The sequence below is a fragment of the Devosia algicola genome (genome assembly GCF_028816455.1).
GTDB lineage: Bacteria > Pseudomonadota > Alphaproteobacteria > Rhizobiales > Devosiaceae > Devosia > Devosia algicola.
In genome coordinates this window covers 54,364-79,487 of record NZ_CP118246.1, presented here as the reverse complement: position 1 = coordinate 79,487, position 25,124 = coordinate 54,364, and the positions used below count along the sequence as shown (strand labels likewise).

The window sequence follows — 25,124 nt, the reverse complement described above, 5'->3', positions numbered from 1 at the left end:
GTATCCTCTCAAATTTGAAAAACGTGCCTTCAGGCAAGCTCGGAGAACAGTCGAAGACTGACCGCCGCCCGCGCCTGCCCGCTCTTGGGGTCAATGTCGGTGTCTGTGCGCAAATGCTCGGCCAACGTCACCCGCCAGTCGCTATCGGACAGGTCCACCGCCAACAGGGCTGCCACCATCGCCTCGACAATAGCCAACACCGCGCTGCGGCTGGCCTGGCTGGCCCAGACATGCAGCAATAATCGATGTTCATTGCCCGTCACCAGATCGGTGTCGTGGGCCAGCACATCATGCCGGGCAATCACCACATAGGGTGCCGTCTTGTGTTTGGGCGGTGCGTCGAACACCGCATCGCTCCCCAGCAATCCGGCCAGTGTCGCATCAGCCGCCAACGCGGCCACCAACCGGGTCTGCACTGCCGCAATCGGATGCATCATGTCCCTAACCAATCATCTGGATTTCGCTGCACAGGCAGCTCAGATAGGCTCGCCGCCCATTGATATCGGCGGTACTGATCACCTCAAGATTGCGGCCGCGATAGATAATCCGGTCCCCGGCGCCAATATCGTTGCGATAGCGCAAGACCACGCTGTGACTCACCACTACGGCCTGTCCATCGGCGCTTCTGCTTGCCCGTCCACTCAAGCGCCGCACCCGCGCCCAGACTGTCGCCAACGGCACCAATAGCGTCGCAATACCGCCCGCGTCCTCAAGGCTCATGTCCTTGCGCTTGAGTTGCACCCGGTCGGTCAGTGTACCGATCGCCGGTATCCGCTCGCTCATAGCCGCACCCGCTTGTGGGGCGCGATCAACCGGTCAAACCCCGTTGGCACCACCGCGCCGGAGCCTGCCACGATCACTGCGTCGCGGTGCTCGAACCAGTACGCAACAAGGCTCAACATCGCCTGGGTCAGATCAGCGGGCACATCTTCGGGGTCGCTGCCAAACCCGGCGACATAGTCAATTTCAATGCCGCCACGCTCACGCAATGTCGGCATCCCCGCGACCATGATCGGCAGCAACAACCGGTTTGGCTCGGCAAAGAACTGTGCTGCCGCGATGGTGTGCGGCTCGCCGTCGCCGTCATAGGCGGTAATGGCCGTAATCGAGACCAGCGGCGCGACGGGCAGTTTGACCACGCGGTTTTCGGGCCAGTAATCCAGCCCCACCCGCCAGGTCTGGGCCATCAGCGCCTTGCCGGTCACCCCTTCAATGTGCAGTCGCGCAGCGGTTATCAGCGTGGTGATCAGGCCGTCTTCGGCTTCATCATCCACCCGCAAAAAAGCCTTGGCCTGGGCGAGCGAAATCGGCTCCCCGGCGGGCCCCGCCAGCAGATAAGAGGTCATGACACTGTTTCCTGTTGTTGATTGGTTGTCACCCTCCCTCTTTGGGAGGGATCGCGGGAGAGGGTGACGTCGCGCCCTTAGGAGACGGCGAACTTGAGCAGTTTGATCGCGTCGAAATCGGCAACACCGCCGCCGACGCGCTTGGTTGTGTAAAACAGCACATAGGGCTTGGCCGAGAACGGGTCGCGCAGGATGGATACGCCCTGCCGGTCAACGATCAGATAACCGCGCTTGAAGTCGCCAAAAGCAATCGAAAGTGCGTCCGAGTCGATATTGGGCATGTCTTCGGCTTCCACCAGATCAAAGCCCATGAAGCGCGCCTTGCCATCGGCACTGGCAGCGGGCTGCCACAGATAATTGCCGTCGGCATCCTTGAGCCTTGCGCAAGGCCCCCTGGGTCTGGCGGTTCATCACCCAGCTGGCGTTCTGGCGATAGCCGGCCTTGAGCGCATAGACCAGATCGACCAGCACGTCGCTGGCATTGCTTGTGGGCAATGCCCCATCGGCGCCCGAGGCGATATAGCCCAGCTTGCCCCAGGCCCAGCTGCTTTCGGCTACCGTTGTCGACGCCAGAAAGCCGGTTGGCTTCTTGACGCCATTGCCGGTGACGAACGCTGTGGTTTCCTGCGCCGCAAACGCTGTGTTGACCTCATCGGCAATCCATTGGCCCACATCGACCGCCGCGTCCTCCAGAAACGCCGAGGTTGCTGCCGGCATGGCGTAAAGCTCCATGGTCGGATAACTCAATTCAACCAGCGGCTGACTATCGGTAATCGGGCGGGTGTCGGTTTCTCCGACCCAGCCCACCGCAGGCCCGGATACCGAAACGGCGCGTTTATAGACAGAACCCGACACCTGCCGTACCCCGGCAATGGCGCGAATGGGCGAAACAGCGGCCAAAAGGCGGGTGATTTCGGTTTCGGTTTCCGAAGGCACCACATAGCCGCCATCGGCATTGACGCCGACCGACAGTGCCTTTTCCTCGCCGCGTTTCACATAGGCGGAAAACGCGTCCTTGTAGCCGTCGGGCTGGGCCGAAACGACGCCGTCGAGCGCGGGACGGGCCCGCTCGATGGCGGCGCGTTCAAGTGCGGACTTTTGTCCGTCGAGCACCTGATTGAGGCGATCGAGCCTTGCCTTCGAGCAAGCCATCGGCAGCACCACGCTTTTCAATGTCCTTGAGCCGTTGGTCATTGGTGGCCTTGAATTCCTCAAAGGCCCCCGCTAGCTCGGCATAGAGCGCATTGATATCGTCGTTTCCGGCCTTGATTTCGAGGCTTGATGTCGTCTGATCCATAGTTGGTCCTTTAAGGTTGGCGTAAGGCTGAAATGGCCGCCGCGATTGCCGCGCCGGTTGCCGGTCTGAGGGCCTGCGCGATGCGGGCCCCGTCCATCATCGGAAAGGTGACAATGGAGATTTCCCAAAGATCGATCTGCCAGAGCCTGGCGTTGACCCCCTGGCTTGCTGCGGGTGGCGCGAATGGTGCGAAAACCGATGGAGAGCCCATCAATCGCGCCGCGTTCGATCAGCGCCCGCAACGCATCGGCACGCGGCACGCCCGCCACCAGGCGTCCCTTGACCCAGAGCCCGAACCCGTCCTCGACAATGGTTTCCCACACCCCGACCGGTTCCTTGGGGTCATGCTGAAACAGCAGCCGCACCCGGTCCGCATTGCGGCGTTTGAGGCTTTTGGCAAAGGCTCCCGGCATCACCACGTCGCCGCTGTCGTCGGGCAAGTTGAAAACGCTGGCATAGCCGACAAATCGGCCATCGGCATCAATCGGTATTGACCGCGTCAACGCTTGCCTCCACCTGCCTTGGCAGGCTTGCTGGTGCCCTTGGCGCTGGCAAGCGTTCCCGCCAGATGCCAGGCAAACTGGCGAAACGTCTGCTGCGCATTGTCCCGGCCGGTTTTTTCCGCCATGGCTCAATCTCCTTTTTTGAACAATTGGTTCAGGCTGGCGATCTCGTGGACAAAGTGGTTGAACCGCCGGTTTGCCGCCGCCAGTTCCCTGAGCGTCCACACCAGCAGCCCGCTGGCCCCACTCGCCCATAAAAACAACGCCAAATGCGCCAGATCGCCCCGCTCGATCACGGTGCGCGTCAACTCATCCATGTTGGAAAATCCCTTGGCTCTAGCCGTTTTCAACGCCGAGCATGGCCCGCTTCTCATCGTCACTGAGAAAATCGGCGGCCCCGATCCGCGCCCACATGGCGCTGCGATCCTCGGCCAGCGCTTCAACGCCGTCGAAATCAGCAGTAATCTGGGTACCTTCAAAAGCCGGGGCCAACCAGTTCGAGAGATCATCGGTCACCCGACGCACCAGCGGAATGATGGTCTGGCGCCATAAGGCGCGGTTGGCTTCAGCCAGATTGGCGTAGGTATTGTCGCCGGGAATGCCCAGCAACATTGGCGGCACGCCAAAGGCCAGGGCAATATCGCGGGCCGCCGCGTTCTTGGCTTCGATAAAATCCATGTCGCGCGGCGTCAGGCCGATGGTTTTCCAGTCCAGCCCGCCTTCGAGCACCATGGGTCGTCCGGCATTGGCGGCCCCGGCAAAGCCCTGTTCCAGTTCGGCCTTGAGCCGGTCAAACTGCTCGCCGCTCAAATTGCCCCCGGCCACTGAATAGACCAGCGCTCCCGAAGGCCGCGCCGCATTGTCGAGCAGCGCCTTGTTCCATTTTCCGGCGGCATTATGAATGTCGAGACTAGTCTGGGCGGCATCGAGCGGGGCCATGCCATAATGATCATCGAGCGGATGAAATAGCGCCATATGCAGGACGCTGGGAACCGGTTCGGTTGTCTGGCTCAGCTGCATTGTGCGTCCGGCGGCGGTATAGGCATAGGCGGCGGGCCAGCCGTCGCGCCCCGGCACCACCCGCATCCGGTCGGGCCGCAGGCAATAGAGCGCCTTGACTTCGCCATCGACCATGCCCGCCTGCAAGTAGGCGTTCCCCGCCGTTTGCAGATAGGCATAGACCGCTTCTAGCATTTCCCCCCGGACTGGCGCGAATTGGGTCGCCCCAATAGCGTCATGACCGGATGTTCGCTCAGGCGCTTTCCGTCATGGTTGGCCACCAGTGGCACCCGATTGGCGGCTTCGGCGATCAGGCGCACGCAGCGATAGACCACCGGATTCTTGGCAAACCCTTCATTGGCCAGCGACGAAAAACCGCGATTGCTCCATTGCGCCTCGCCTAACGGGCTTAAACTCACCATTCCCCGCGCCTTGCTTTCGGCAGGCGCGTTCACCCGCCCGCCCCGCAGGCGGTAGATCCAGTTCGGCATGTTCTGTTCCTTTGCTTGTGGCGTCAGCCCTAGAGGCCGCGCACTCTTGGCGTCAGATCATCGAGCATCAGTTCGGTCAGTGCCCACACCAGCGCATCAACCCGGTCGGGCGAATGGCCCTGGCTGCGCCCATCAGCGCCAAAGCCGCACATTTCGTCTTCCAGATCGGTGAGGCCAGGCACATGGCTGATCAACCCACGGCCATAGAGGGCGGCGACCGGCTCGGCCCGTAGCCACTTGCCGCGTTTGGCCCGCACCGGTTTGACCGGCACATTGGCATCGACCTGAGCAATCACCGATTTGACCAGATCGCCGCCCTGATTGACTTCAACCACGATGGCGTCAGCCCCATGGGCATGAAACGCGGCCACTGCCCGATGCGCCCAGGCCAGCGGCGCTGCCGGCTTAACGGTTCGGTCTTCCAGCACCACCGCGCCCTCGCCAGCGCGTCCGGCAACGACAATGCCGCACGCATCGGATCCGGCATGGCCGGTTACCGGCGGATCAACCGCCACCACGATCCGGCCCATCGCCAGATCATTCGGCGGTTTGAACATGGCGCGGCTCCACAATGCATCGGGCAGGTCCTCGATCATTTCACCATCGAGTTCCTGACGCCCCAGTACCGATCCGCGATAGCGCCCGACAATGGCCTCAAGAAAACTGTCGGCCAGATTGTTTCGGTTGTCGGCGGTTTTCATCCGCGTCACTTCGGTACGCGGGTCGGTCAACAATCGCTTGAGCAGTTTGGTTGGCTTCGGCGTTGTCGTGGCCAGTTGGCGCGGGCGTTTGCCAAGCCGCAGGCCAAATTGCAACATGTCCCAGGCAACCTCGGCATTTGGCCATTTGGCAACCTCATCACACCAGGCAGCGGCAAATTGTGGCCCGCGAAACCGGTCCGGGTCCGATGCTGACAGCACCATGGCTTCCACACCATTGGGCCAGATCAAACTGTTTTGACGCAAGATTGGCCTTTCGTCCGGCAAATGAACATTGAGCAGACCGCTGTCGCCCTTGATCATCACGGCGATGGCCTCGCTGATGGTTTCGCCCACCAGCGCTATCGGGGATACGCCCTGACTGGCCAAGTCCCGCACCCATTCGGCCCCGGCCCTTGTCTTGCCCGAGCCGCGCCCGCCGATCAAAAGCCAGGTGGTCCAGTCCCCTGATGGCGGCAATTGCGCCGGCTCAGCCCAGAATGGCCAGTCAAAGATCAGCCGTTCAAGATCGTCGCGGGCAAGGCTTGCCGCCAGTTCGTCCGCTTCAGCGCTGTTTGAGCCTGGTCAATGCGGCGGGCCAGCTTGTTGCGCAGCTCGGAAATATCCTTTTTCTGAACCGGCTCGCTGCTGCGCTCGGCCTTTTCGATTTCGATCAATTTTTCCAGCGTCTTGGCCATGGTGCCAAGCAAGGCCGCTTCCTTGTCGATTGATTGTGTCATCTGTTTCTCCAGCACACGCACTTGCTGGTCGAGCACCCTGAGCATGCGGTTGATGATGGGACCGCGTCCCTGCACCCTGGTACGGCAGTCCAGCCAGTTTTCCTTCTGGCGGCGATAGCGCAGTTGGAAAATGGTGATGCCGTGCTGCTCGCAGATGGCAGCCGGCGACATCTCGCGGCTTTCATAGGCGGCCCTGATGGCCTCCCAATCGCGCCGGGCAGTGCCCGCTTCGTTCAAACCCAGTTTTTCGACCATGCCTGAACAATAGCATCGCCCCGACACGCGGGGATTAGATGGATAAATTACTGGGCAAAGGCCGCCGCGCGTTCCAGTGCCGCCAGATCGCTTTTTGCCGTCAGGGCGGCGCGGGCGCGTTCGGCGGCATCACGCGCTGTAACCAGCGCAACTTCTGCATATTCCGGTTCACCCGCTGCAATAGTTTCAAGGCCCGCCAGCAGGCGCAGCACCACCTCGACGCTGGCCGCGCCATCGCGGGCGATGGAGCGAAACGCATCCTCGAGCAACTCCGCCGGTTCGAGCGCTGCTACCGACAGGCGGACATATTTTACAGCGCGTGGCCCGTCATCTTCCTTGTGGGCGGCCAATATCCGCACCAGCGTGCCAATCACATCGATGGCCGTGCCGGGATCGTTGATGCCGGGCGACAATGCTTTTCCGGCAATTTCGCTCAAGGTGATCAGCCCATATCGCGGATCACTTTCAAACGTCCTGCTGTCGCCGATGACAAAGGCATTGACCAGCCGTTCGCGCGTCTCGTCGTCAACCTCGCCCATCACCACCATCAGCGGCCAGTTCGGCGCGGCATAGGCGCCAGGGCGCGAGACTATGGCAATTTGCAATTCGTGCTCGTCGGCGACGCGCTGGAGTTTGGACACATCAATATGCTGCACATAGCCGATCTTGTCGGCAACCAGCGGCACGCCGGACGGTTCACCGCGCAAGACCGAGCAGCCGAACAATTGCCGGTTGGACAGCGCATCAAAAGCCTTGGTTGTCGCCGCCTCGACACGGTCGATGGTTTCGGTGACCCGGCCGATTGCCGAAATCTGACCGATCCAGCGGATCAGCGCCGCGATGACCAACACAACCACGACGATGGTCACCGCAAACAGCAATAACCGCCCCGCTTCACTATAAATGCCCGACGACAGGCCGATAATGCCAACAACTGAAAACAGGAACGCCCCGATAAAAATCGAAATCGAGGTCTGGGCGCTGCGATCGCCCACGATCAGCGGCACAGCGCGCGGCGTGGTCGATTGGGAGGCACTGGCCAAGGCGCTGACCATGGTCGACAGGGCAAAGACCGAAACCGTCAGCAGGCTTGATGCCAGAATGGTCAGGATCGACACAACGCTGTTCGAGGGCACGGTGAATGGCAATTTGTCGGCGGCGGGGGCATACTGCGCGCCATAGTAGGCGATTAGAATGGTAACAATGGCGCCTAAGGAGAAGGCCGCGGGCAGAAACCACATGCGTTGCGCCATCTGGCGAAACTGAAAACTGATCTGACTCACCGAAGTCCCCCACTGTTCAAGATGAACGCAGACGAACCTAAAGGGTTGTCAAAAAAGCGAAAGCCCCATCCAGCGGCAAAGCGTGAGATGGTTCGATGACATGGTCGAAATGACAAGCGCCTGGCCGGCGCAGGCAATAATTTCTGAAAGAATCAGGCAGCCTTTGCCTTTTTGGCCGCGCCTGATTTGGCCTTGTCGCCCTTTGGTTTGCGCAGATCGACGGCCTGCATACGCCCAAGGCCACGGCGCGCCGCCTTGGCCTGCGCGGCGGCGGCCACTTCAAAAAATTTCTTGCTGAGATTGCCGCTGGGATTGGCTGCGGCGATCCCGACGCTCGCCGTGACAACGCCCGCATGACTCTCCTTGTGCTGAATGGCCTCGTCGTGCACGGCCTTGATAATCTTGTCGGCGCCCTTGCGCGCCAGCAACAGCGGATAATCAGGCAGTACCACGACGAACTGGTGACGCCCGAAGCGAAAGCATTTGTCGTGTTCGCGCGGCAGGTTGGCATTGATCGTGGCCAGAACTGTGTCGACGCATTCCTCGCTGGCGCTTTTGCCATAGGCGGAAAAATAATCGTCAAACCGGTCGAGATCGATAACCATCAGGCACATTGAAACATTGATCACCCCCGAAACCATCCAGGCCTCGGCAATTTCCGCTTCGGTCCTCGGCGCTCAGACGCGGCTTCATGCCCAGCGATCGCGCTATGGCCGCCTTGCCATAGGCTGGCGTGCGCTCCCGCTCCGGTGTGCGGGTAATGCGCAGGCCACCCAGTGCGGCACGCACCCGGCCCCAGAATAGATCATTGCTTGTGGGGCTTAGGTCGGAAACACTCATGGCTGGCCTGTTCTGGGCTAAGCTGTGGAAAATACTTGGCCTTATCTCGCCATATTATGGTTAATACCAAGTAAACCCCTGGCCCGATTGTCCAGCATCTGACCCGCTACAGTTCTTCGGGTGGCTCCCATTCGGGCCAGTCCACGGCATGATTTTCCCAGTCTCCGGGTGCAATGTCGAGTTCGCTGAAGGTGCGCCCCTTGACCGATACGCCAACATCGACAACTGTTTGCGGATCACCCGATACCAGCGGATGCCACCACGCCAACCCCTTGCCTTCGGCCAATCGGCGATAGGCGCAGGTGGTGGGGATCCATTTTATTTCGGTGATATTTTCGGGCGTCAGCTTGATGCAATCGGGCACCTGTTTTTGCCGTCCTGGATAGTCGGTGCAGGCGCAGGTGTCGCCATCGAGCAGCTTGCAATGCACGTCCGAGGTGATCAGCAGGCCGCTATCCTCATCTTCGAGCCTTGATCAGGCAGCAGCGGCCACAACCGTCGCAAAGCGCTTCCCATTCGGCCGGGCTCATCTCGTTAAGCGATTTTTCGTCCCAGAAGGCCATAATATCCGTTCGTGCCATTCATGATGTTGCGTGTTTGCTCTTGTAGCATGGCGTGCGCAATCATATTCAGGCGATTAACTTGCTATTGTGGCGCCCGCGTTCAACATTTGGGGTGCCCATTGCGGGGCAGTAACGAGCGTGGCGATGCAAGACCCCTTTTATACAAAACAAAAGCACGCCAAGAAGTCCAACATGCTGGCGGCGGATGCATGGCTGGATTCCTCGCTGTTCGAGTTCGGTGAATCGCTGGGCCGTGGCTATACGCGCTTTCAGGATTTCATGGCGATCTTTCGGGTTCGCGGCATCAAACGGCTGTTTGTCGAACTGCTTTCGGACGGGCTGACCTTTGGTGCGCTGGGCACCATCCTGGTGTTGCTGCTGGCATTTCCCGCCTTTGATGTCACGGCGACCGGCGAGTTTAACAAGGCCGAAGATTATTCGGTGATCTTTCTGGACAAGTTCGGCAATGAGATTGGCCGTCGCGGCATTCGCTCCGATGACAGTGTGGCGCTGGCCGATATGCCCGATTATCTGATCAAGGCGACGCTGGCCACCGAGGACCGACGTTTTTACGACCATTTCGGGGTTGATGTGGTGGGCACCTTGCGCGCCATCGTCTCCAATACCCAGGGCGACAACGGCACGCAGGGTGGTTCTTCGATCACCCAGCAACTGGCCAAGAACCTGTTCCTGTCGCCCGAGCGCACTATTGAGCGCAAGGTGACCGAGGCGTTTTTGTCGGTCTGGCTGGAATGGCATTACACCAAGGATCAGATCCTCAAGCTCTATTTTGACCGCGCCTATATGGGCGGCGGCAATTTCGGGGTGACGGCGGCGGCCGAATATTATTTCGGCAAGAAGGTCAACGACATCAATCTGGCGGAAGCGGCGATGCTGGCGGGCCTGTTCAAGGCACCGACCAAATATGCTCCCCACGTCGATCTGGCGGCGGCACGTGGACGGGCCAATGTGGTGCTGACCAATATGGTCAATGCCGGCTTCCTGACCGAGGGTCAGGTAACGGCGGCCCGACGCCATCCGGCCTCCCCGGTCAATCGCACTGACGATGTCGACAGCCCCAATTACTTTCTCGATTACGCCTTTGAGCAGGCCAAGGACATTATCCAGGCCAGTCGCCACACCTCCAATAATTTCACCGTCCGCACCACCATTGATACGACGCTGCAAAAATATGCCGAGGACTCGATCAATTCAGTAATCCGGGAAAATGGCGAACAGTACAAGGTCGGTCAGGCAGCCATGGTGGTCACCGACACCAAGGGCGCCATTCGCGCCATGGTCGGGGGCACCGACTATGGCAAGAGCCAGTTCAATCGCGCCATCGTCTCGACCCGCCAGCCGGGCTCGGCGTTCAAGATTTTCGTCTATTCCCAGGCCTTCGAGCAGTTGGGCCTGACCCCCTCCGACACCATTTCGGACCGGCCGGTCTGTATCGGCGACTGGTGTCCGCAAAACTATGGGCGTAATTACAAGGGGCGCGTCAGCCTGTTGAGTGCGTTTGCCGCCTCGATCAATACCGTGCCGGTTACGCTCTCGATCAAGACGGGTCGCGAGCCGATCGCGGCGCTGAGCCATCGCATGGGCCTGCAGGCCGATTATCCGGTCACCCGCTCGCTGGCGCTGGGGGTTGCCTCGGTTTCGGTGCTGGACATGACCTCGTCCTATGCCGTTCTGGCCGACGATGGATACAAGACGCCCGCCTTTGGCATCACCCGCATCACCAGTCTTACCGGCGACGTCATTTTCAACAAGGATCTCAATGCCCCGCGCGAGCGTGTCCTGAGTGAGAAGACAGTCGCCAACATGAATGTCATGTTGCGCCGGGTGATTACCAATGGCACTGGACGGCGGGCCCAGGTTCCCGGCGTTCCCGCGCTTGGCAAATCGGGCACCACCTCCTCCTATCGCGATGCATGGTTTTGCGGTTTCACCGGCAATTACGTGGCGGCGGTGTGGTTCGGCAACGACAATTACCAGCCTACCAACCGGCTGACCGGCGGCAGTCTACCGGCGATGGCGTGGCAGAAATTCATGGCCTTTGCCCATACCAATGTCCAGATCGAGCCGGTATTCGGGGTCGATTTCGTGCCCGAGCAAACCATTGTCGCCGATGCGGATGCTGACAGCGCTGCCGAGGAAATCGCGCAACGCCCGCCGGGTCTCAAGCCGGGTGCGGCTTCCAAGCTGATCGATCTGGCGGATCGTCTCAAGCTGGCGCAGCAGGCCCTTAAAACATCGCCCGATCAGGCCATGGCCACGCCTGCCATCGCCCCAAACAGTCTTTGAGCGGTTGATGAAGGGGGAAACGCCTTTCTATGCGCGGGCGCGATTGCTATAGGCAAAGGCAGCGGCCTTGCCGGTCGTCGGCGCTGATCGAGCCCCAGATGTCCATTTTAACCCGTTCGGACCGTTAGCCCTTGCGTTTCGTTTTCAATCTTCTGGCCATGCTGGTCGTGGCGCTGGGTACCGGGTTCGGGCTGAGCCTATATGGCGCTGTCAGATACGGGTCTGCTGGGCGGCCTGCATTCAGGCGCCTGGGTTGCCTGGCCCGATGTCGGCACCCCCAATCCCAATCCTTACACGCGCGCTCATCTGGCCCGACAGGCCCAGCTTCAGCTTGGCCAGTCCGAGGGTCTGCAGTTCATGGCCAGCACCGATGACAGTGGCGCGCCACTCAATCTGGGATGCACCTATCGCGTGAGCGGGCGCACGCCGGTCGCTACCCTATGGACACTGGTGGCGCTTGACCCGGCTGGGGTCAATGTTGCCCGCCCGGGCACCACGGGCTGGATTGGCTCCAATCAATTGTCGCGCGGCGCCGATGGCGGCATCGAGCCTATTTGTCGGCACCAGACTTGAGCCACTCAACTGGCTCGAACTCAAGGGCACCGGCCCGTTCAGTCTGGCGCTGACACTTTATGACACCGTGGCGGCGTCCGGCCTCAGTTCAGCCGAGGTCGCGTTGCCTGCCATCTCGAAGGTTGGGTGCTCATGAAGCGCCTGCTGATCTGGTTGTCGGGCGGGGTGCTGCTTGGTGGCATCATTCACCTGATTGTCATTCTGACTCTGCCGGCGCTGGCCGAGCATACCGTCTGGACCCGCATCGAATCGCTGAATGCCAAAAACACGATTGTGCTGCTACCGCAGGTCAAGCCCGGACAGCCCAATCCGTTGGGGCTTGATCCGGGATTGAGTTATGGGGTCTGCCAACTCGATCTTGCCAATGGCCCGGCCTATCTTAACGGCACCCTGCCCGACGCCTTCTGGTCAATTGCGATCTATGATCGCGATGGCACCATCGAATATGCCACAACCAATCGCGATGGCATCGGCAAGACCCTGCAGATGGGCATTTTCAATTCCCGGCAAACCCGCCTGTTGGCCGAACAGCAAATCGATATTGCCGAAGGATTGTTGATCATCGAAGCCAGTACTGATGACCTATTCGTCGTCGTGCGGTTGGCACCGCCGCATCGGGCGGTGCGCCCACGTTATGAGCGGGCGCTTTCGGCCATTTCCTGCGGCCCCAAACCCTGATCCTATTTGAGGTCGATGACTTCATTGTCGATGTGCATCGTCTGATAGCGCGAGGGAATGACAAAGCCCGAACCGGCCCTGCCCCCTGCCATTTGCGAACAGAAATCACCGCGATTGGCCCGGTCGACATATTGCCCCATCGTGGCGAGTTTGGCGTCAACGTCCATTGAGCGCTCATCGGGTGTTTCAACCAGAAGGTGATCCAGGGCATAATTGTAGCTGACGTAGCGATAGTTCAACGCCCTAACGAACCAGGCGATAAAGCTCTGATTTTCGGCGCGGCGCGCATCGACCCCGGCGCGCACCTCCGGTTCCAGGTCCGACAGGGCATTTTTGGTGACCAGCCGTTGCCGGTCGACTTCGATGACCTTGCAGATCGCGGCAAATGTGTCGGGCACCGTGTCGGTGTCGGCCAGAATGTCGGCACCGACAGCGCTATAGCGCACTGGCGCTGATTTGAAGCGCGTGCGCTGCAGCCATTCATAATAGGCTTTTTCTGAAAAATTCTGATCGAGTGCCGGGGTCAGGCGTGTGCGCTGCAATTCCACGGCGGTATTGTGAAACCAGTCGCTGGTGTGCTCGGCAATGAGGAAACGCCAGACGCGGTCGTGCATTTCCACTTCGATATCGGTCTGGTTGAACTGTGAAACCGGCTCGCCGCGCCCGCGGGCGGCAAGGTTTCCGACGAAGGGCATCGCGGTATCATGGGTAAAGCTGGGTTGGGCACGGCCGAAATCGCCAGTCGGACGCGCTACGCAACCGGCCCCGAGCATCAGCACCGTTGCGCACAGGGCACGTGTACCCCAACAAACCAAATTACCCACGCTTGCGGCTGGGCTTGGGCTTCGATGGCCCGATGCACGGGTTCGACATGGCTGTTGGCGTCGTGCCGCGCTCATAACGCACCCCGGTAAACATCAATATCTGGGCATCACCGGTCGTCAACCTGGCCTTGCGGGCCAGGGATCGGCGTTGGTCGAATTTGACAAGCTTTCCCAAGCTGGCCTCCAAAATGTCGGTCCCCCCGTCCCTACCGGAGGCAACACAGTTCGAAAATTACGGTCCGGCGCAACGCCCCTTGCGCCTTTCCCCATTAAGAGATCGTCAAGGTTAACAGTCTGCTAACGAATTGGCGGCAAGAGTGTGGTTACGCACATTCTTCCGCGTTTAATTGAGTCGATGGTTCAAAAATGCTTGGTTTCCAGCCCTACGAAACATTCCAGCTGCTGATTGAATCGGGCGGCGTCGACCGAACAAACACGTTGTTGATTGCGGCGTGCGACGCTTATGCGCGGCGTGGCCGGCCGACTAATCCCGAAATGGAGCAGTTTGAGGCGCTGGCCTCGCGCCTGTTCCCGATTGCCGGCCCGCAGGCCAAAGCCAAGGGTGCCGCCATTCTGGGGCGCGCCGAAACACTGTCCCCGACGCTCGAGGCGCTGGTCGTTGCCAATATTGGCGAAGATCTAGGCGACTTTCTGCAACGGGCCGATGAAATTTCCGAGGCGACCTTGCTCGATATCATTGCGCGCGGCGACGTAACCGCCGCCAGTGTTATCGCGCGTCGTCCCGATCTGACCAATGTAGCGCTGGCCAAGCTGTTCCAGATGAATTCGCGCAAAGTCTACCGGGCGCTGGCCGCCAATGACGCCATCGCGCCACGCGGCGCTTATCTGAGCGCCTTGGCCCGTTCAGCGCAAATGGACCACATGGTGGCCGAATCGCTGGCCGAACGAAATGATTTCGACTGCGCTCTTTTGGCTCCCGCATTCTTTGACCTGTCCGACGACCATCGGATCAAGGTGATCAAGGCCTTCACCAACCGGCAGACGCCGGTAGCGCCGATCAAAAAAACCATTGAAATGCTCTCGGTTGCCAATCAGGAACTGACCAAGGCGCTGATGAAGCTGTTTTCGGAAAATCGTCGCCCCGAGGTCACAAAGCTGCTCGCCCAGATCAGCGGTCTGGACGAAGTACGCTGCGGCCAGATTGCCCATGATGTTACCGGTGCGTCACTATTTGTAGTGCTGCGTGCCTTTGGTTGCAGTGCCTATGACGGGCTAAAAGTACTGATCCATGCCACATCGCACGATGAGGAGCGCTCGCGGGCACTGGCCGACTTTGCCACTCTGTTTGGCAATGTCACGCCCGAATCGATGGCCTATCTGATGAGTGCCTGGCGTGGGGAGGTCAATCTGCTTGATCTGGCCAAACCCGAATACAAGCCGTTCAACCAGACCAGTCGCCGCACCCCGATGCTGGCCCCGGCGCACAATCCGGTGGTCGAACAGGCCATCGAGGCTCTGGCGCGGATCGGGGCCAAACGCGCCGGCTAGTGCCATCATATCGGAACGCTCGCCGCCCTAGTCGATGATCTCGATACCCGGATCGTCGCCGCGCAGGTCGAGGTTCAAAACCCACAGATCAGGATCAAAATCGACTTCGCGGGCAATGCGGGCGTGCACTTTTGCCGGTTCGGCCCGAATCAACCGTCGTTGAAACACCAAATTGGCATTTGACTCGACCAGCGCCATGCCTGGGGCCGGGGTCAACAGGCTCAGCGTACCGTCGAGATGGTCGATTTCAATAAATACCTGCCCGGCAATCGGGTCGCCCCGGCGCGATATTACGCACATATTGCCCAGATCGTTGTGGCGTCGCACGAATGCGCCGCACCACAGGTCACTCCGCAGGCGTGACACTAGAAGGTCGCGCCTGCGGCGGTGAGCATATCAACCAGCTGCGGGCTGACCCGACCGGTCACATCATAATTGTAATAGACTTCAAAATTGCGGATGGCGCGCGCGGTATCTTCACCAGCCTCCCCGTCAATCGGTCCATGCAGGAAGCCAAGGCTGGCAAGTCCACGCTGGACTTTTTCCGTCACCCCGAGATTGGCAGTCGGTGTGGCCTGTCGTACCGGCGCTGCGGGCGGCTGGATGGCCGCAGGCTGCACGATAGCGGCGGGCGTCGCTGCGGGTTGGACATAGGCGGCTACCTGCTGGCGCACCTGCGTACGGCCAACCGGCTGACTCGGCACTGGTGCGCGACTTGACACCGGGGCGCTGCGGCCGCCGTCGATGGCCGCAACAATGCCGTCGATTGTGTCAGCGGCGCTTTGCGCAACGGTGTTGAGCGCCTCGCCAATCTGGTCCTGCGGTTCGATTGATGGCAAGCGACCGATCAGACGGTCGGGCTGCACCGGCTCAACCACGGTGGCACGCACCATGACGGGCGCCTCAGTGTGAGTTGGCGCAATCGGGGCCGGCATAACCGGCGCGGGGATCGGCGCGGCGAGAGCCTGTGGCCTTGGCGCCACGACATTGCCCTGAACATCAGCCCGCATGATGGCGTCGATGATTTCGGGGCTCATGGCGCCGGTTGGCTTATAGCCGTTGCGGGTTTCAAAGGCGCGAATGGCCTGGGCCGTCATCGGACCGTAATAGCCGTCCAACTCGCCCTGAAACAGGCGCATCTCAGCCAGTTTCTTTTGTAGATTGTAAACATCCGTATTGCCGACCGGCCCGGTTGATGGCGCCCCGACGCTACCGGTAATCGGTTCTGGTTCTGCAACCGGGGCTGCAACCACCGGCAGAGGGGCGACACGGCTGGCAGGCATTATCTGGGGCTGCGGCGCTGCAATTGGCGGCGGCATGGTGGGGTCGGCCATAAAGAGCGGCGCGGGATGGATGGCAGTCTGGAAATAGAGCGCATTGCTGGCCGCGAACGCGGTCATGCCTACCAGTGCCACCAGTGCGGTATTGGTCAATGGTGCCCGAAAATATCGCGACAGGGCCCAAAGCCCCATACGCCCAAGCGCGCTTGCGATGGCGCTACCGGCTGCCAGTGGCAGATGGGTCAAGGTCGTAGCTGTCATAATGCGTTTCTTTTTTGGTCTTGCCATGGAATCGTTTCGACGGGCGCCGGATCGGGATAAAGGGGTGTTACGGTCGCAGTATCGGGCAGTTTTATTGCTGGACCGTTTATAGGCAGCAAAACTGTCATTGTTGTGCCCGCGCCATATTCGGACATGGCGCGCAGCGTGCCGCCGTGAAGCTCCACCAGACCCTTGACGATGGACAGGCCAAGACCGGTGCCCTCGTAGGCGCGCGACAGGCCATCCTGCGCCTGAAAGAAGGGTTCACCAATATGGGCAATGGCCTCGGCGGACATGCCGATGCCATTGTCGCTGACCGAAAGATTGAGATATTGGCCCTGCTGGCGGAGCGACACCGTCACTTCGCCGCCGTCATGGCTGAATTTGACGGCATTGGACAGCAGATTGATCAAAATCTGCCGACAGGCCCGCTCATCGGCCACCATGGTCGGCAGCGATTTGGCGATGGTCGAGGCGATCTCGTATCTGACGATCCTTGGCCCCGCCCTGCACCATCTGAAGGCACGGCTCGACCAGATCGCCCGGCGTGACAGTGTCGGTGCTCAACTCAAACTTGCCCGCCTCAATGCGCGACATATCCAGCAGCATCCGCACCACTTCGAGCAAATGGGTGCCGCTTTGGTGGATCAGCGTGGCATATTCACGGTGGGTCGGGGAGATTTCCCCGCCAATGCCGCTGGTCATCATTTCCGAAAAGCCGACGACCGCGTTCAGCGGCGTGCGCAATTCATGCCCGATGGTGGCCAGAAAGCGGGACTTGGCAATCGAGGCCTCTTCGGCGGCATGGCGTGCCGCTTCCATTTCGGCGGCCTGATCGCGGCGGGCTGTCACATCGCGCAACAGGCCAACAACCTCAAAACGCGAGCCGCTGGTACGGGTTTCAATTACCGGGGAAAGATTGACCTCTATCCAGATAAACTGTGGCACAGCCGATTTGGCGCGCGGATCATCCTGGCGCATCCGCACTTCGATGGTGCGCTGGATGCCGGCCTGATTGGCATCGGCAAAAGCGGTCAGGTACGCCGGGCGGTCCAGCACATGAATGCGTTGCCCCAACCCGGCGCCGGTCAATTCGTAACGCGGGCACCCAAACAGCTTTTCAGATGATCGCGACAGAAACAGCAACTCTCCCGCAGTCGAGAACCGGAACACGGCGTCCTGTACATGCTCGATCAGGTGCCGATAGGTCGCCAGCTGCGACTTTTCCTGAATTTCAAAGCTCATGCCGATGCGACCGGCGGTGCGGGCAATCATGATCGCGCCCAACGCAAAACCAGTCAGGCCAATCAAGCTTAAATCCACATATTTAGTGCCCAGCGGCGCCCCATCAAGGGCCGCCGACAGGCCACCAACAGCAGCGATCGCCACCATCAGGATCCAACTGATCCGGCGCATCTGCGGCCGCGACACCAGCGAGGCATAGATCGGTCCCAGCAGGGCAATCGCCAATCCGCCATCGACAAAGCCATGATCGGCCAGCGTCAACAACACCCCGGCGATCAACAATATATGGACCTGAACCGCAGCGGCTTCCTCAAATCGCGCATGGCGCTGCAGCATCAGGCTGATGATCCCACCAATCAGGGCCAGCACGGCGATGAAGAAGGGGAGTGTCGAGCCCTGTAGCGCGACATAGATAACCGCGGGCATGGCCAGGGCACAGGTCGCTGAAATAAAAATGGCATTGTCGGCCAGCAATTGGCGACGCAGATCCTCGGGGCGATTGCCACCGCCGGTGATCGCCTCATTTATCTCTCTGCTTGCGCCAAAAGAGAAAAAGCTACGCATTACATAAACTCACTTCCACGACGCCCGATGGACCAGCCATAGCCTGATAACAACTCAGGTCTCATTGGCTGCCACCCTGCGACCCAAGACCTAAGACACAATTAAATGCGGGCGGTCGATGGGGGGCCAAGCGCGTTTGGGGAGGTTGTTTCTAAGGTTAGCGTAAACAAGACCTTGCCCAAAGTTGAGTGCGGGTGATCGCTTTTAGCTAAAATTCTATCTAATTCTGCCAGCCCGTCTTAAAGCGGTATCGTTAGATATGGTCCCAGCAGGCGAATTGGTTTGCCTGCATTAGTTTACTTGGTGTCGCCCGGCACTTTTGGACCCGGATCATGTTTCTGTTTCGCTCTGCATTCTGGCTACTTCTGGCCTTCATGGTGATCAAACCCGGTGTTGATCTGAGCGTGGCTGCCAGCCTCGCTGTCCGACCAGGCCATGGCGCGCGGCCAGCAACTGATTGCCGAACAGGTCGAGGCAACTCCGTGCGCGAGCCTACAATGCGTCGGCGGCAAAGCCGTGCTGGCGGCCGCCATTTCCGCATCCCCGCAAGTCAGCACCCCCATGCAGGCTTCGCCGACATTGATCCAGGTGCCGCTTCCCCGGCGGCGCCCGGGTCTTGCGGGATAGAGTGCGCGCACCAGCGCATTCTTGACGCTCCGGAGGTCGGCGTTTCCCCAAACGCCCGATAAAACCTCCGGCCTGAGCCACAAGTGCGCTGCCCCGCACTTGTGGCTCCTTTTTTGCGCTCCGCTATACTAGATAGAGCACATGGATCAGCCAAAAGCCTTTCAGGACATTGCCGAAAACCTTACCTTTCTCGACGATTGGGAAGAGCGTTACCGCTATATCATCGAGTTGGGGCAATCGCTCCAGGCGCTTGATGCGGCAGAAAAAACCGATGCCAACAAGGTGCATGGCTGTGTTTCACAGGTCTGGCTTGCCTCAACACAGGCAGAGAAGGCGGGCGAACCGGTGCTCAATTATCGCGGCGAATCCGATGCCATGATTGTTCAGGGGCTGGTCGCGATATTGTTGGCGCTCTATTCGGGGCGCCCCGCGACCGAAATCGCCGCCACCGATGCCATCGAGATTTTTGACAAGCTGGGCCTGCGCGAGCATCTGACGGCCCAGCGGGCCAATGGTCTGGTTGCCATGGTCAACCGTATTCGCGGGGAGGCCAAGGCACTCGCCTGATATAATCCCATCAAGTCCTATTCGAAGCGGTGTGGACGCTGCTCAAACCAGGCATGATTGCCGCGTGCCACCACCCCACGCGCCTCGGCCGACAGGCCCCAGAACGCGGCAAGCTGGTCCAGCCCGATTCGCAGGACCAGTTTGGCGCTGCGGCGTGGCCAACCGCGTTCTGTTTCGATCACCTGCAATCCTTTGAGCAGACCGCAGACGTCCAGCACGACGCCGGCGCAATCAGGCGGCAACGCTCGAGCAATATCATCAAGGCGGCGGCGAGCATCTATTGCAATGTCCCCCGGATCGGCCATGCCGGGCGCCGACCTGGCGCGAATGGAGCGGCTGGCGTCATAGCTCATGGTCGTGCGGGCGCCGAGTTGGGCGCGCTCGACCAATTGGCGCAATCGCTCACCGGCTTCGACCTGATGCGGTGCAAGAAACGCATGGCTTCCGCCGGTGCCTGGCGCTGCCAGTCTGGCCAGCGGGCTTTCGTCGAGATTGCGGACAATGGAGTCGGCGTCAGCGCTCAAGCGGCGGTGTTGATCGGCATAGGCCGTCGCGCTTGATCGCTGGCGCGCCAGCCAATTCGGCGCTTCGGGCGTTGGCCTACAGTGGCGCGCATTGCCGTGCAGCACCCCCATCGAGATCAGCCGGGTGACCGAAGCTGCAGGCAGCCGCGCGGTTTTGGTGGCGGTTTCGAGCACATACTGGCCGTGCTCGTCCCTGTGGGCGGTATCAGCGGGCATCAATGCCTTGACGAAACGGATCGAGCGGACATCAGCGCGGGCCATGACCACCCTCCTGCTCATACTGCAGCAGATTTTCTTCGATCTGCAGTTCCAACTGGCCGACGGCGGCGTCAAAGCGGGCATCGTCGCGGCCATCCTCGATCAGGGCGCAGGCATAGGAGACTGTAGTCCTATCCCGACCAAAAACCCGCCCCACTTCGGTCAGGCTGCGGCCCAGCGAGACATGTACCAGATACATGGCAAGTTGGCGCGCCTGCGCGGTATTCCGACGGCAGCGCGAGGGATGAGTCAAAAGCCGCGCGGCAACGTTTTTTTCTCTTGAAACCAGTTTTATAACCGCCAGGCTGGCGGCGTCTTCGACATAACTATCGGCAACGGCCCGACCCCGTTTCGGGGTCGTTGCAATAGGCCCGGTGACATGCATGATGTGCCTCTATCCATACAAGGAATTAATTCCTATATCATGGATCAGAGGTGGGATGGCGGGGATAAGTTGCACAAAGTCCGTGCTTGATGAAAATTCAGGACGTGTCGTCGTCTGCCCAGGCAACCGAGGTCAGCAGCGACAGGTGCGCCGATTTCAAATGGGCCTGAAACGCGGCGCGCGCCGCCCTCGCATCACCGACCAGAATCGCCTGCAGGACAGCCAAATGCTCCTCAGCTGCCACATGATTCCGCGCCTTTTCACTCTGTTTGTCCCAACGATAGTGAAAGTGGAAAATCATTGACACCATTTCAAAGAAATCGGCAACGAACCGGTTTCTCGATCTCACCAAAAATGTCTCGTGAAACTCGTCGTCAAGGCGCGAGAATTGCGCATAGTCGCGATCAATATTGGCACATAACGCCTCGTGCGCCGTTGCCAATAGCTGCAGTGCCGTCAATTCTTCAGCGCCACACCTGGCCATAAAATCGTCAAAGGCTCGCATTTCGAGGCTTTCGCGCACGAAAAACAGTTCCTCGGCGAAGTCGAGCGTGAAACCATTGAGGATCCAATGTCGATTGGGCTCCTTGGCGATCAGACCGAAACGTGAGAATTTTATCAGGAACTCGCGAATGGCCGGCGTGCCAACTCCAAATTCACGCGCCAATTCCGATTCGCGAAAAATGTCGCCGGGTCGCAGGTCACCGCCAAGGATGAATTCCATGAACTGGAACTCAATCTTTTCGCTGGTAGATTGGGTTTCCGCGTCGGAAAAATAATCGTCGGGCGTCGGCTGCCGCATGATCAGCTTGTTGCGGCCGTGCCATCTTATCAAACCCACAGCATTCAGCCGTTCGAGGACGGCGCGAATCGTGGTGCGACTGGCACTGAGTTGCCGCGCCAATTCGGTTTCTGAGGGCAAGTTTGCACAGTTTGCTGTCCGCCCGATCAGGTCCAGACAGTGATTATAGATGTCCTTGAAGACGCTGTTGTCGCGCGCCAATGGACGCTTCCTCCCCCATTTTGGTCCCTTCGGTCGCCACTATTGAGTTGTGGATTTTCTCGACCGATCCCGCATTTCCCGATGCGCTAGTTCAATGCCACCGGGCCGTGTGGCATCATTGCTGACACTATGCTGGTCACATGCCAGTTCAATAACGCAAACGGGCGACCGCTCGCTAGAACGATCGCCCGTCAAACATATTTCCCTCTGAGATCAGGCGGCCTTGCGGCCCAAACCATTGTCCTTGGCCAGCTTGGAGCGTGTGGCCGAATAGCTTGGCGCTACCATGGGATAGTCGGCCGGCAGGCCCCACTTTTCGCGGTACTCTTCAGGGGACAGATTATAGTGCGTGCGCAAATGGCGCTTGAGCGACTTGAATTTCTTGCCGTCTTCAAGGCAGATTATATAGTCTGGCGCTACCGACTTGCGTACGGGGACCGCAGGCTTGAGATCTTCAACAACAACAGCCGCCTCGCTATTCTGCAGGGCGCGCAGAGCCGCATGTACTTCGCCAATGAGCTTTGGCAAATCGGTCGGGCTCATCGCATTGTGACTTACATAGGCCGACACGATATCTGTGCTCAGCTCAATCAGATCGCTCTCAAAACCACTTGCCGCGGCTGCGGGATCAGACATTCTCAACCTCGTGAATGAGTTTGTTGGCCGGACGAATTTATTCTCGACCAGAACTTTTGGTTTAATTCGCTTCGATTGCTATTGCAAGCTGGTAGAAGCAAATTTGTGGGTAACTAAGGCGCAAGCATGAGCCTACAATTGTGTCTTTATTTCGGAGGATAGTTCATTTGTTACGCAAACGTCTCCGCCATCATTAGAGGAATGAAGACTTGAGCGGGCCAATAGATGTGCAGCCACCGGTGTGGTCAGCAGCAAGAACCCGATTCCCAGTACTGCTCGAACGGCGACGGCCAGCTCGAATGACACCAACGCAACTGCGAGCAATATCAACCCGCAACCGACGCTCCCGGCCATAGAGGCCGCGTGCATGCGGGTATAGAGATCGGGAAACCGCAGGAGGCCGATGGCCGCGAGCAGGACAAACAGGGCGCCAACAACCATGACAATCGCGGCGGCGCCGTAAAACAGATCCGCTATCATGGTTCCTGCTCCAGCTTGGCGTGGGTCAGCATGTAGCGCGCAAAGGCCAAGGTTGCCAAAAACCCCAGCAACCCCAATGCGATGGCAATATCGAGATAGAGCATCAGACCGGTGCGGATGGCAAAGGTTGCCACAAATCCCAACGCCGTATTGGTCAAGAGGTCGAGCGCCAGCACCCGGTCGCCCAGGCTGGGACCGATGATGATTCGCACCGTGCCCAACACCATGGCGGCACCCAAAATGATCAGCGCAATCAAGCTGGCCCAAGCGATCAGCGTAACCCCGGTCATGCGAACACCGCCGCGATTCGCGCTTCAAAGCCCGATGCAATATCGGCAAGCAGTTCAGCCTCGCCCGTCGAGTACCAGAACATGAACAAATAGCACGGTGCTATCCTCGGAGACGTCAACACTGAGCGTGCCGGGGGTCAGGGTTATGAGATTGGCCAAAAGCGTAATCTCCGCGTCAGATTTAACATTGAGCGGCACGGCGATGATGGCCGGGTTGAGCCGCCGATGTACGCCGGGCGACAATGCCAGCATACTGACGCGATAGGTGCTGATCACCAGTTCCTTGAGGAAAAACAGGGCGAGCCTGAACATCCGCATCAGCCGACGCATCGCCACCGGCGGCGCGACGCGGTCGCGCAGCACAAAGGTCACCAGCATGGCGATGGTGACGCCCAGAACCAGGTTAAGGCCGCTGAAGGCGCCGGATACGGCGGTCCAGATCAGCGCCAGCACCAATATCAGTAGCAAGAGACTCATGGTGAATTCCCCGCCAAGCCAACCGCTGCAATATAGCGCGCCGGATCAATCAGGTCACCCGCGCCGCGCTGGGCCGCGTCGAGAAGATAGTTTGGTGCCAGTCCGGCGATCATGATGGCAGCGACAAGCACAACGCAGGGCCAGAGGCCAAGACGGTTGTTGCGATTGCTCAGGGGTTCGACCGGGACCGGCGAATGTTCGGAGGTTTCCCCCTCTGCCCCGGCCCGCCAGAAGATATGGGCCCAAAGCCGGGTTCCTGCGATCAGGGTAAAGAAGGCGTTAAGCAGCAGCGCCACGATGATGCCGATGCCGTAAAAGTCGGGTGGCATGCCTGTTGCGGTGCCGGTGGCGGCATCGAGACCAGCCTGCAACAATAGCAGTTTTGGCCAGAAGCCAAGGAATGGCGGCACTCCGGCGGCGGCCAGAACCAGCAGCAGGAACAATGTCGACACCACCGAATTGGCGGCGTAAACGCCCCCCATCTTGCGGCTGTCGGTTTGTCCGGTGACCTTTTCGACCAGCCCCGCCACCAGATAGAGCGCGGTCATGACCAGCATGGCGTGCACGATATACATGCCCGACCCGGCCACGCCATTTTGTGACGGTATGGCAATACCGGCAAGGACCACCCCGATGCCGCCCATGACAATAAAACCCATTGCCCGGCGCAGATTGGTTTCCGCGATGGCGCCCAACGGCGAAATGATCAGTGTCAGCACGGCAATGATCGTCAGCACCGGCTCCAGCATGTCCCGACTGGCGGGTAGCAGAACCACCAGCACCCGCAAGAGTGCGTAAATGCCAACCTTGGTGAGAAGACCTGCAAACAGCGCCGAAACGGCGGCGGGGGGCGTGTGATAGGAGGCTGGCAGCCAGGCATTGAGCGGAAAGGCCGCGGCCTTGATGCCGAAGGCGAGCAACATCAGAGTGGCCACGCCCCCCAAAGCCGCCGCATTGGCGTGTGGTGCCGCCCCGATGATATCGGCCATGTTGAGGGTGCCGAGCAGGCCATAGATCAGCCCGAGCGACAGCAGGAAAAACGTGGTGGCAAGGAAATTGAGGAACCCATATTTCAGCGCGCCATCGAGTTGAACCGCCCTGCCTCCATTGACGATCAGGCCAAACGAGGAGATCAGCATCACTTCGAACCAGACATAGAGATTGAACAGGTCCCCGGTCAGGAACGAGCCAGTGACCCCGGCCAGCAACAACAATATCAGTGCGTAATAGCCGTCCTCGCCATCGGCGGCTGTGCGTTCGCTCTGCGAATAGACCAGCAGCAGCAGCGTTACCAGCGCTGCCGTCAGGGCAAAACCAGCGCCAAAAATGTCGGCGGTAAAGCTGATGCCGAAGGGGGGCAACCACTTGCCCATGGTCATGCTGACCGGACCGTTTTGCAGGACCTCCGCCAACAGCACGCCATCGCAGGCGATAATGGCGCCAACGATCAGTATGGCAATGCCGGCGTGATAATTCTTTGACCGGCGCGTCATCAGCAACAGCGCCGCCCCCATCAGGGCCAATACCAGCGGCAGCACAATCACCCATGCCCCGGCGGGGGTCATGGTTGAAATCATTGCCTGGGGCAAATCGGTCGCGGGATGTGCGCTGGTGGCCATGA

General features: G+C 59.7%; 34 protein-coding genes and 1 pseudogene. 6 read left to right on the top strand and 29 right to left on the bottom strand.

The genetic code is table 11. The features are described 5' to 3' along the window. Positions 1-29: 29 nt before the first annotated feature. From PSQ19_RS00480 to PSQ19_RS00415, 15 genes and pseudogenes are all read right to left on the bottom strand, one after another. Complete coding sequence (locus tag PSQ19_RS00480) at positions 30-437, bottom strand: DUF3168 domain-containing protein (protein ID WP_282219153.1); 408 nt, start codon at positions 435-437, stop codon at positions 30-32. Between the two features lie 4 nt (positions 438-441). Further along, positions 442-783, bottom strand: a complete 342-nt coding sequence (locus PSQ19_RS00475; RefSeq protein ID WP_282219152.1) for a phage head closure protein — start codon at positions 781-783, stop codon at positions 442-444. Next, entirely contained in the window at positions 780-1,346 is a 567-nt protein-coding gene (locus PSQ19_RS00470) for a head-tail connector protein (protein WP_282219151.1), read from the bottom strand. The genes PSQ19_RS00475 and PSQ19_RS00470 overlap by 4 nt, the downstream gene beginning before the upstream one ends. 77 nt (positions 1,347-1,423) lie before the next feature. Beyond that, positions 1,424-2,643: pseudogene (locus PSQ19_RS00465) on the bottom strand (phage major capsid protein). Further along, positions 2,571-3,146, bottom strand: a complete 576-nt coding sequence (locus PSQ19_RS00460) for an HK97 family phage prohead protease (protein WP_282219150.1) — start codon at positions 3,144-3,146, stop codon at positions 2,571-2,573. The pseudogene PSQ19_RS00465 and the gene PSQ19_RS00460 overlap by 73 nt, the downstream one beginning before the upstream one ends. Then, positions 3,143-3,271, bottom strand: a complete 129-nt coding sequence (locus tag PSQ19_RS00455; protein ID WP_282219149.1) for a hypothetical protein — start codon at positions 3,269-3,271, stop codon at positions 3,143-3,145. Before PSQ19_RS00455 ends, PSQ19_RS00460 begins: the two co-directional genes overlap by 4 nt. Before the next feature lie 3 nt (positions 3,272-3,274). Continuing rightward, on the bottom strand, positions 3,275-3,463 hold the full coding sequence (locus tag PSQ19_RS00450) for a hypothetical protein (RefSeq protein WP_282220763.1): 189 nt from the start codon (positions 3,461-3,463) through the stop codon (positions 3,275-3,277). Between the two features lie 19 nt (positions 3,464-3,482). After that, the gene (locus PSQ19_RS00445; RefSeq protein ID WP_328517706.1) at positions 3,483-4,340 is read right to left on the bottom strand and encodes a phage portal protein; all 858 of its coding nucleotides are present in this window, start codon (positions 4,338-4,340) and stop codon (positions 3,483-3,485) included. Continuing rightward, complete coding sequence (locus tag PSQ19_RS19230; RefSeq protein WP_328517705.1) at positions 4,334-4,636, bottom strand: hypothetical protein; 303 nt, start codon at positions 4,634-4,636, stop codon at positions 4,334-4,336. Before PSQ19_RS19230 ends, PSQ19_RS00445 begins: the two co-directional genes overlap by 7 nt. 29 nt (positions 4,637-4,665) lie before the next feature. Further along, the gene (locus tag PSQ19_RS00440) at positions 4,666-5,889 is read right to left on the bottom strand and encodes a DNA-packaging protein (RefSeq protein ID WP_407649185.1); all 1,224 of its coding nucleotides are present in this window, start codon (positions 5,887-5,889) and stop codon (positions 4,666-4,668) included. After that, on the bottom strand, positions 5,850-6,329 hold the full coding sequence (locus PSQ19_RS00435) for a hypothetical protein (protein ID WP_282219148.1): 480 nt from the start codon (positions 6,327-6,329) through the stop codon (positions 5,850-5,852). The genes PSQ19_RS00440 and PSQ19_RS00435 overlap by 40 nt, the downstream gene beginning before the upstream one ends. Before the next feature lie 47 nt (positions 6,330-6,376). Beyond that, entirely contained in the window at positions 6,377-7,612 is a 1,236-nt protein-coding gene (locus PSQ19_RS00430; RefSeq protein WP_282219147.1) for a DUF2254 domain-containing protein, read from the bottom strand. A 152-nt stretch (positions 7,613-7,764) separates the two neighbouring features. Beyond that, a complete protein-coding gene (locus PSQ19_RS00425; protein WP_282219146.1) occupies positions 7,765-8,241 on the bottom strand; it encodes a diguanylate cyclase in 477 nt (158 codons plus the stop codon). After that, complete coding sequence (locus PSQ19_RS00420) at positions 8,192-8,452, bottom strand: hypothetical protein (RefSeq protein ID WP_282219145.1); 261 nt, start codon at positions 8,450-8,452, stop codon at positions 8,192-8,194. The genes PSQ19_RS00425 and PSQ19_RS00420 overlap by 50 nt, the downstream gene beginning before the upstream one ends. Positions 8,453-8,558: 106 nt before the next feature. Continuing rightward, on the bottom strand, positions 8,559-8,882 hold the full coding sequence (locus PSQ19_RS00415) for a YcgN family cysteine cluster protein (protein ID WP_328517703.1): 324 nt from the start codon (positions 8,880-8,882) through the stop codon (positions 8,559-8,561). Positions 8,883-9,159: 277 nt separating this feature from the next. Between PSQ19_RS00415 and PSQ19_RS00410 the strand changes: the two genes are divergently transcribed. From PSQ19_RS00410 to PSQ19_RS00395, 4 genes are all read left to right on the top strand, one after another. Next, entirely contained in the window at positions 9,160-11,322 is a 2,163-nt protein-coding gene (locus tag PSQ19_RS00410) for a transglycosylase domain-containing protein (RefSeq protein WP_282219144.1), read from the top strand. A 201-nt stretch (positions 11,323-11,523) separates the two neighbouring features. Continuing rightward, positions 11,524-11,895 (top strand): DUF1214 domain-containing protein, encoded by a 372-nt coding sequence (locus PSQ19_RS00405; RefSeq protein ID WP_282219143.1) that lies wholly within the window; start codon positions 11,524-11,526, stop codon positions 11,893-11,895. Then, positions 11,858-12,031 (top strand): hypothetical protein, encoded by a 174-nt coding sequence (locus tag PSQ19_RS00400; RefSeq protein ID WP_282219142.1) that lies wholly within the window; start codon positions 11,858-11,860, stop codon positions 12,029-12,031. Before PSQ19_RS00405 ends, PSQ19_RS00400 begins: the two co-directional genes overlap by 38 nt. Continuing rightward, positions 12,028-12,573, top strand: a complete 546-nt coding sequence (locus tag PSQ19_RS00395) for a DUF1254 domain-containing protein (protein WP_282219141.1) — start codon at positions 12,028-12,030, stop codon at positions 12,571-12,573. Before PSQ19_RS00400 ends, PSQ19_RS00395 begins: the two co-directional genes overlap by 4 nt. A 2-nt stretch (positions 12,574-12,575) precedes the next feature. Here PSQ19_RS00395 and PSQ19_RS00390 read toward each other — a convergent pair whose 3' ends face one another. Continuing rightward, positions 12,576-13,346 (bottom strand): hypothetical protein, encoded by a 771-nt coding sequence (locus PSQ19_RS00390; protein ID WP_282219140.1) that lies wholly within the window; start codon positions 13,344-13,346, stop codon positions 12,576-12,578. A gap of 43 nt (positions 13,347-13,389) precedes the next feature. Further along, positions 13,390-13,572 (bottom strand): hypothetical protein, encoded by a 183-nt coding sequence (locus PSQ19_RS00385; protein ID WP_282219139.1) that lies wholly within the window; start codon positions 13,570-13,572, stop codon positions 13,390-13,392. A gap of 191 nt (positions 13,573-13,763) precedes the next feature. Between PSQ19_RS00385 and PSQ19_RS00380 the strand changes: the two genes are divergently transcribed. Next, positions 13,764-14,906, top strand: coding sequence for a DUF2336 domain-containing protein (locus tag PSQ19_RS00380; protein WP_282219138.1), 1,143 nt, complete (start codon positions 13,764-13,766; stop codon positions 14,904-14,906). Positions 14,907-14,933: 27 nt separating this feature from the next. On the opposite strand, the gene PSQ19_RS00375 is transcribed toward PSQ19_RS00380, so the two are convergent. Genes PSQ19_RS00375 through PSQ19_RS00360 form a run of 4 tightly spaced genes read right to left on the bottom strand, consistent with a single transcriptional unit; the run spans position 14,934 to position 18,256 of the window. Continuing rightward, positions 14,934-15,272 (bottom strand): DUF1491 family protein, encoded by a 339-nt coding sequence (locus PSQ19_RS00375; protein WP_282219137.1) that lies wholly within the window; start codon positions 15,270-15,272, stop codon positions 14,934-14,936. Next, positions 15,272-16,447 (bottom strand): peptidoglycan-binding domain-containing protein, encoded by a 1,176-nt coding sequence (locus PSQ19_RS00370; RefSeq protein ID WP_282219136.1) that lies wholly within the window; start codon positions 16,445-16,447, stop codon positions 15,272-15,274. The genes PSQ19_RS00375 and PSQ19_RS00370 overlap by 1 nt, the downstream gene beginning before the upstream one ends. Beyond that, positions 16,444-16,893, bottom strand: coding sequence for a sensor histidine kinase (locus PSQ19_RS00365; protein ID WP_282219135.1), 450 nt, complete (start codon positions 16,891-16,893; stop codon positions 16,444-16,446). Before PSQ19_RS00365 ends, PSQ19_RS00370 begins: the two co-directional genes overlap by 4 nt. Then, a complete protein-coding gene (locus PSQ19_RS00360) occupies positions 16,880-18,256 on the bottom strand; it encodes a PAS domain-containing sensor histidine kinase (protein WP_282219134.1) in 1,377 nt (458 codons plus the stop codon). Before PSQ19_RS00360 ends, PSQ19_RS00365 begins: the two co-directional genes overlap by 14 nt. A 768-nt stretch (positions 18,257-19,024) precedes the next feature. Here PSQ19_RS00360 and PSQ19_RS00355 point away from each other — a divergent pair. Further along, positions 19,025-19,450: a SufE family protein gene (locus PSQ19_RS00355; RefSeq protein WP_282219133.1), complete on the top strand. Its 426-nt coding sequence runs from the start codon at positions 19,025-19,027 to the stop codon at positions 19,448-19,450. Positions 19,451-19,467: 17 nt separating this feature from the next. On the opposite strand, the gene PSQ19_RS00350 is transcribed toward PSQ19_RS00355, so the two are convergent. The 8 genes from PSQ19_RS00350 to PSQ19_RS00315 form a co-directional block, all read right to left on the bottom strand. Next, a complete protein-coding gene (locus PSQ19_RS00350) occupies positions 19,468-20,235 on the bottom strand; it encodes a DUF6456 domain-containing protein (RefSeq protein ID WP_282219132.1) in 768 nt (255 codons plus the stop codon). Then, on the bottom strand, positions 20,222-20,617 hold the full coding sequence (locus tag PSQ19_RS00345; protein ID WP_282219131.1) for a helix-turn-helix domain-containing protein: 396 nt from the start codon (positions 20,615-20,617) through the stop codon (positions 20,222-20,224). Before PSQ19_RS00345 ends, PSQ19_RS00350 begins: the two co-directional genes overlap by 14 nt. Before the next feature lie 97 nt (positions 20,618-20,714). Continuing rightward, positions 20,715-21,620, bottom strand: coding sequence for a GntR family transcriptional regulator (locus tag PSQ19_RS00340; RefSeq protein ID WP_282219130.1), 906 nt, complete (start codon positions 21,618-21,620; stop codon positions 20,715-20,717). A gap of 213 nt (positions 21,621-21,833) precedes the next feature. After that, a complete protein-coding gene (locus PSQ19_RS00335; protein ID WP_282219129.1) occupies positions 21,834-22,256 on the bottom strand; it encodes a MucR family transcriptional regulator in 423 nt (140 codons plus the stop codon). A 132-nt stretch (positions 22,257-22,388) separates the two neighbouring features. Beyond that, positions 22,389-22,736, bottom strand: a complete 348-nt coding sequence (mnhG, locus tag PSQ19_RS00330) for a monovalent cation/H(+) antiporter subunit G (RefSeq protein WP_282219128.1) — start codon at positions 22,734-22,736, stop codon at positions 22,389-22,391. Next, the gene (locus tag PSQ19_RS00325; RefSeq protein ID WP_282219127.1) at positions 22,733-23,026 is read right to left on the bottom strand and encodes a cation:proton antiporter; all 294 of its coding nucleotides are present in this window, start codon (positions 23,024-23,026) and stop codon (positions 22,733-22,735) included. Before PSQ19_RS00325 ends, mnhG begins: the two co-directional genes overlap by 4 nt. 54 nt (positions 23,027-23,080) lie before the next feature. Beyond that, the gene (locus PSQ19_RS00320; protein WP_282219126.1) at positions 23,081-23,503 is read right to left on the bottom strand and encodes a Na+/H+ antiporter subunit E; all 423 of its coding nucleotides are present in this window, start codon (positions 23,501-23,503) and stop codon (positions 23,081-23,083) included. Continuing rightward, positions 23,500-25,122 (bottom strand): proton-conducting transporter transmembrane domain-containing protein, encoded by a 1,623-nt coding sequence (locus tag PSQ19_RS00315; RefSeq protein WP_282219125.1) that lies wholly within the window; start codon positions 25,120-25,122, stop codon positions 23,500-23,502. The genes PSQ19_RS00320 and PSQ19_RS00315 overlap by 4 nt, the downstream gene beginning before the upstream one ends. Positions 25,123-25,124 lie beyond the last annotated feature (2 nt).

Coding starts and splice junctions, on each gene's coding strand:
- PSQ19_RS00480 (WP_282219153.1), bottom strand. CDS start 437: ATGATGCATCCGATTGCGGCAGTGCAGACCCGGTTGGTGGCCGCGTTG.
- PSQ19_RS00475 (WP_282219152.1), bottom strand. CDS start 783: ATGAGCGAGCGGATACCGGCGATCGGTACACTGACCGACCGGGTGCAA.
- PSQ19_RS00470 (WP_282219151.1), bottom strand. CDS start 1,346: ATGACCTCTTATCTGCTGGCGGGGCCCGCCGGGGAGCCGATTTCGCTC.
- PSQ19_RS00455 (WP_282219149.1), bottom strand. CDS start 3,271: ATGGCGGAAAAAACCGGCCGGGACAATGCGCAGCAGACGTTTCGCCAG.
- PSQ19_RS00450 (WP_282220763.1), bottom strand. CDS start 3,463: ATGGATGAGTTGACGCGCACCGTGATCGAGCGGGGCGATCTGGCGCAT.
- PSQ19_RS00445 (WP_328517706.1), bottom strand. CDS start 4,340: ATGCTAGAAGCGGTCTATGCCTATCTGCAAACGGCGGGGAACGCCTAC.
- PSQ19_RS19230 (WP_328517705.1), bottom strand. CDS start 4,636: ATGCCGAACTGGATCTACCGCCTGCGGGGCGGGCGGGTGAACGCGCCT.
- PSQ19_RS00435 (WP_282219148.1), bottom strand. CDS start 6,329: ATGGTCGAAAAACTGGGTTTGAACGAAGCGGGCACTGCCCGGCGCGAT.
- PSQ19_RS00420 (WP_282219145.1), bottom strand. CDS start 8,452: ATGAGTGTTTCCGACCTAAGCCCCACAAGCAATGATCTATTCTGGGGC.
- PSQ19_RS00410 (WP_282219144.1), top strand. CDS start 9,160: ATGCAAGACCCCTTTTATACAAAACAAAAGCACGCCAAGAAGTCCAAC.
- PSQ19_RS00405 (WP_282219143.1), top strand. CDS start 11,524: ATGGCGCTGTCAGATACGGGTCTGCTGGGCGGCCTGCATTCAGGCGCC.
- PSQ19_RS00400 (WP_282219142.1), top strand. CDS start 11,858: ATGGCGGCATCGAGCCTATTTGTCGGCACCAGACTTGAGCCACTCAAC.
- PSQ19_RS00395 (WP_282219141.1), top strand. CDS start 12,028: ATGAAGCGCCTGCTGATCTGGTTGTCGGGCGGGGTGCTGCTTGGTGGC.
- PSQ19_RS00390 (WP_282219140.1), bottom strand. CDS start 13,346: ATGCTCGGGGCCGGTTGCGTAGCGCGTCCGACTGGCGATTTCGGCCGT.
- PSQ19_RS00380 (WP_282219138.1), top strand. CDS start 13,764: ATGCTTGGTTTCCAGCCCTACGAAACATTCCAGCTGCTGATTGAATCG.
- PSQ19_RS00370 (WP_282219136.1), bottom strand. CDS start 16,447: ATGACAGCTACGACCTTGACCCATCTGCCACTGGCAGCCGGTAGCGCC.
- PSQ19_RS00365 (WP_282219135.1), bottom strand. CDS start 16,893: ATGGTGGCCGATGAGCGGGCCTGTCGGCAGATTTTGATCAATCTGCTG.
- PSQ19_RS00360 (WP_282219134.1), bottom strand. CDS start 18,256: ATGCGTAGCTTTTTCTCTTTTGGCGCAAGCAGAGAGATAAATGAGGCG.
- PSQ19_RS00355 (WP_282219133.1), top strand. CDS start 19,025: ATGGATCAGCCAAAAGCCTTTCAGGACATTGCCGAAAACCTTACCTTT.
- PSQ19_RS00350 (WP_282219132.1), bottom strand. CDS start 20,235: ATGGCCCGCGCTGATGTCCGCTCGATCCGTTTCGTCAAGGCATTGATG.
- PSQ19_RS00345 (WP_282219131.1), bottom strand. CDS start 20,617: ATGCATGTCACCGGGCCTATTGCAACGACCCCGAAACGGGGTCGGGCC.
- PSQ19_RS00335 (WP_282219129.1), bottom strand. CDS start 22,256: ATGTCTGATCCCGCAGCCGCGGCAAGTGGTTTTGAGAGCGATCTGATT.
- mnhG (WP_282219128.1), bottom strand. CDS start 22,736: ATGATAGCGGATCTGTTTTACGGCGCCGCCGCGATTGTCATGGTTGTT.
- PSQ19_RS00325 (WP_282219127.1), bottom strand. CDS start 23,026: ATGACCGGGGTTACGCTGATCGCTTGGGCCAGCTTGATTGCGCTGATC.
- PSQ19_RS00320 (WP_282219126.1), bottom strand. CDS start 23,503: ATGAGTCTCTTGCTACTGATATTGGTGCTGGCGCTGATCTGGACCGCC.
- PSQ19_RS00315 (WP_282219125.1), bottom strand. CDS start 25,122: ATGGCCACCAGCGCACATCCCGCGACCGATTTGCCCCAGGCAATGATT.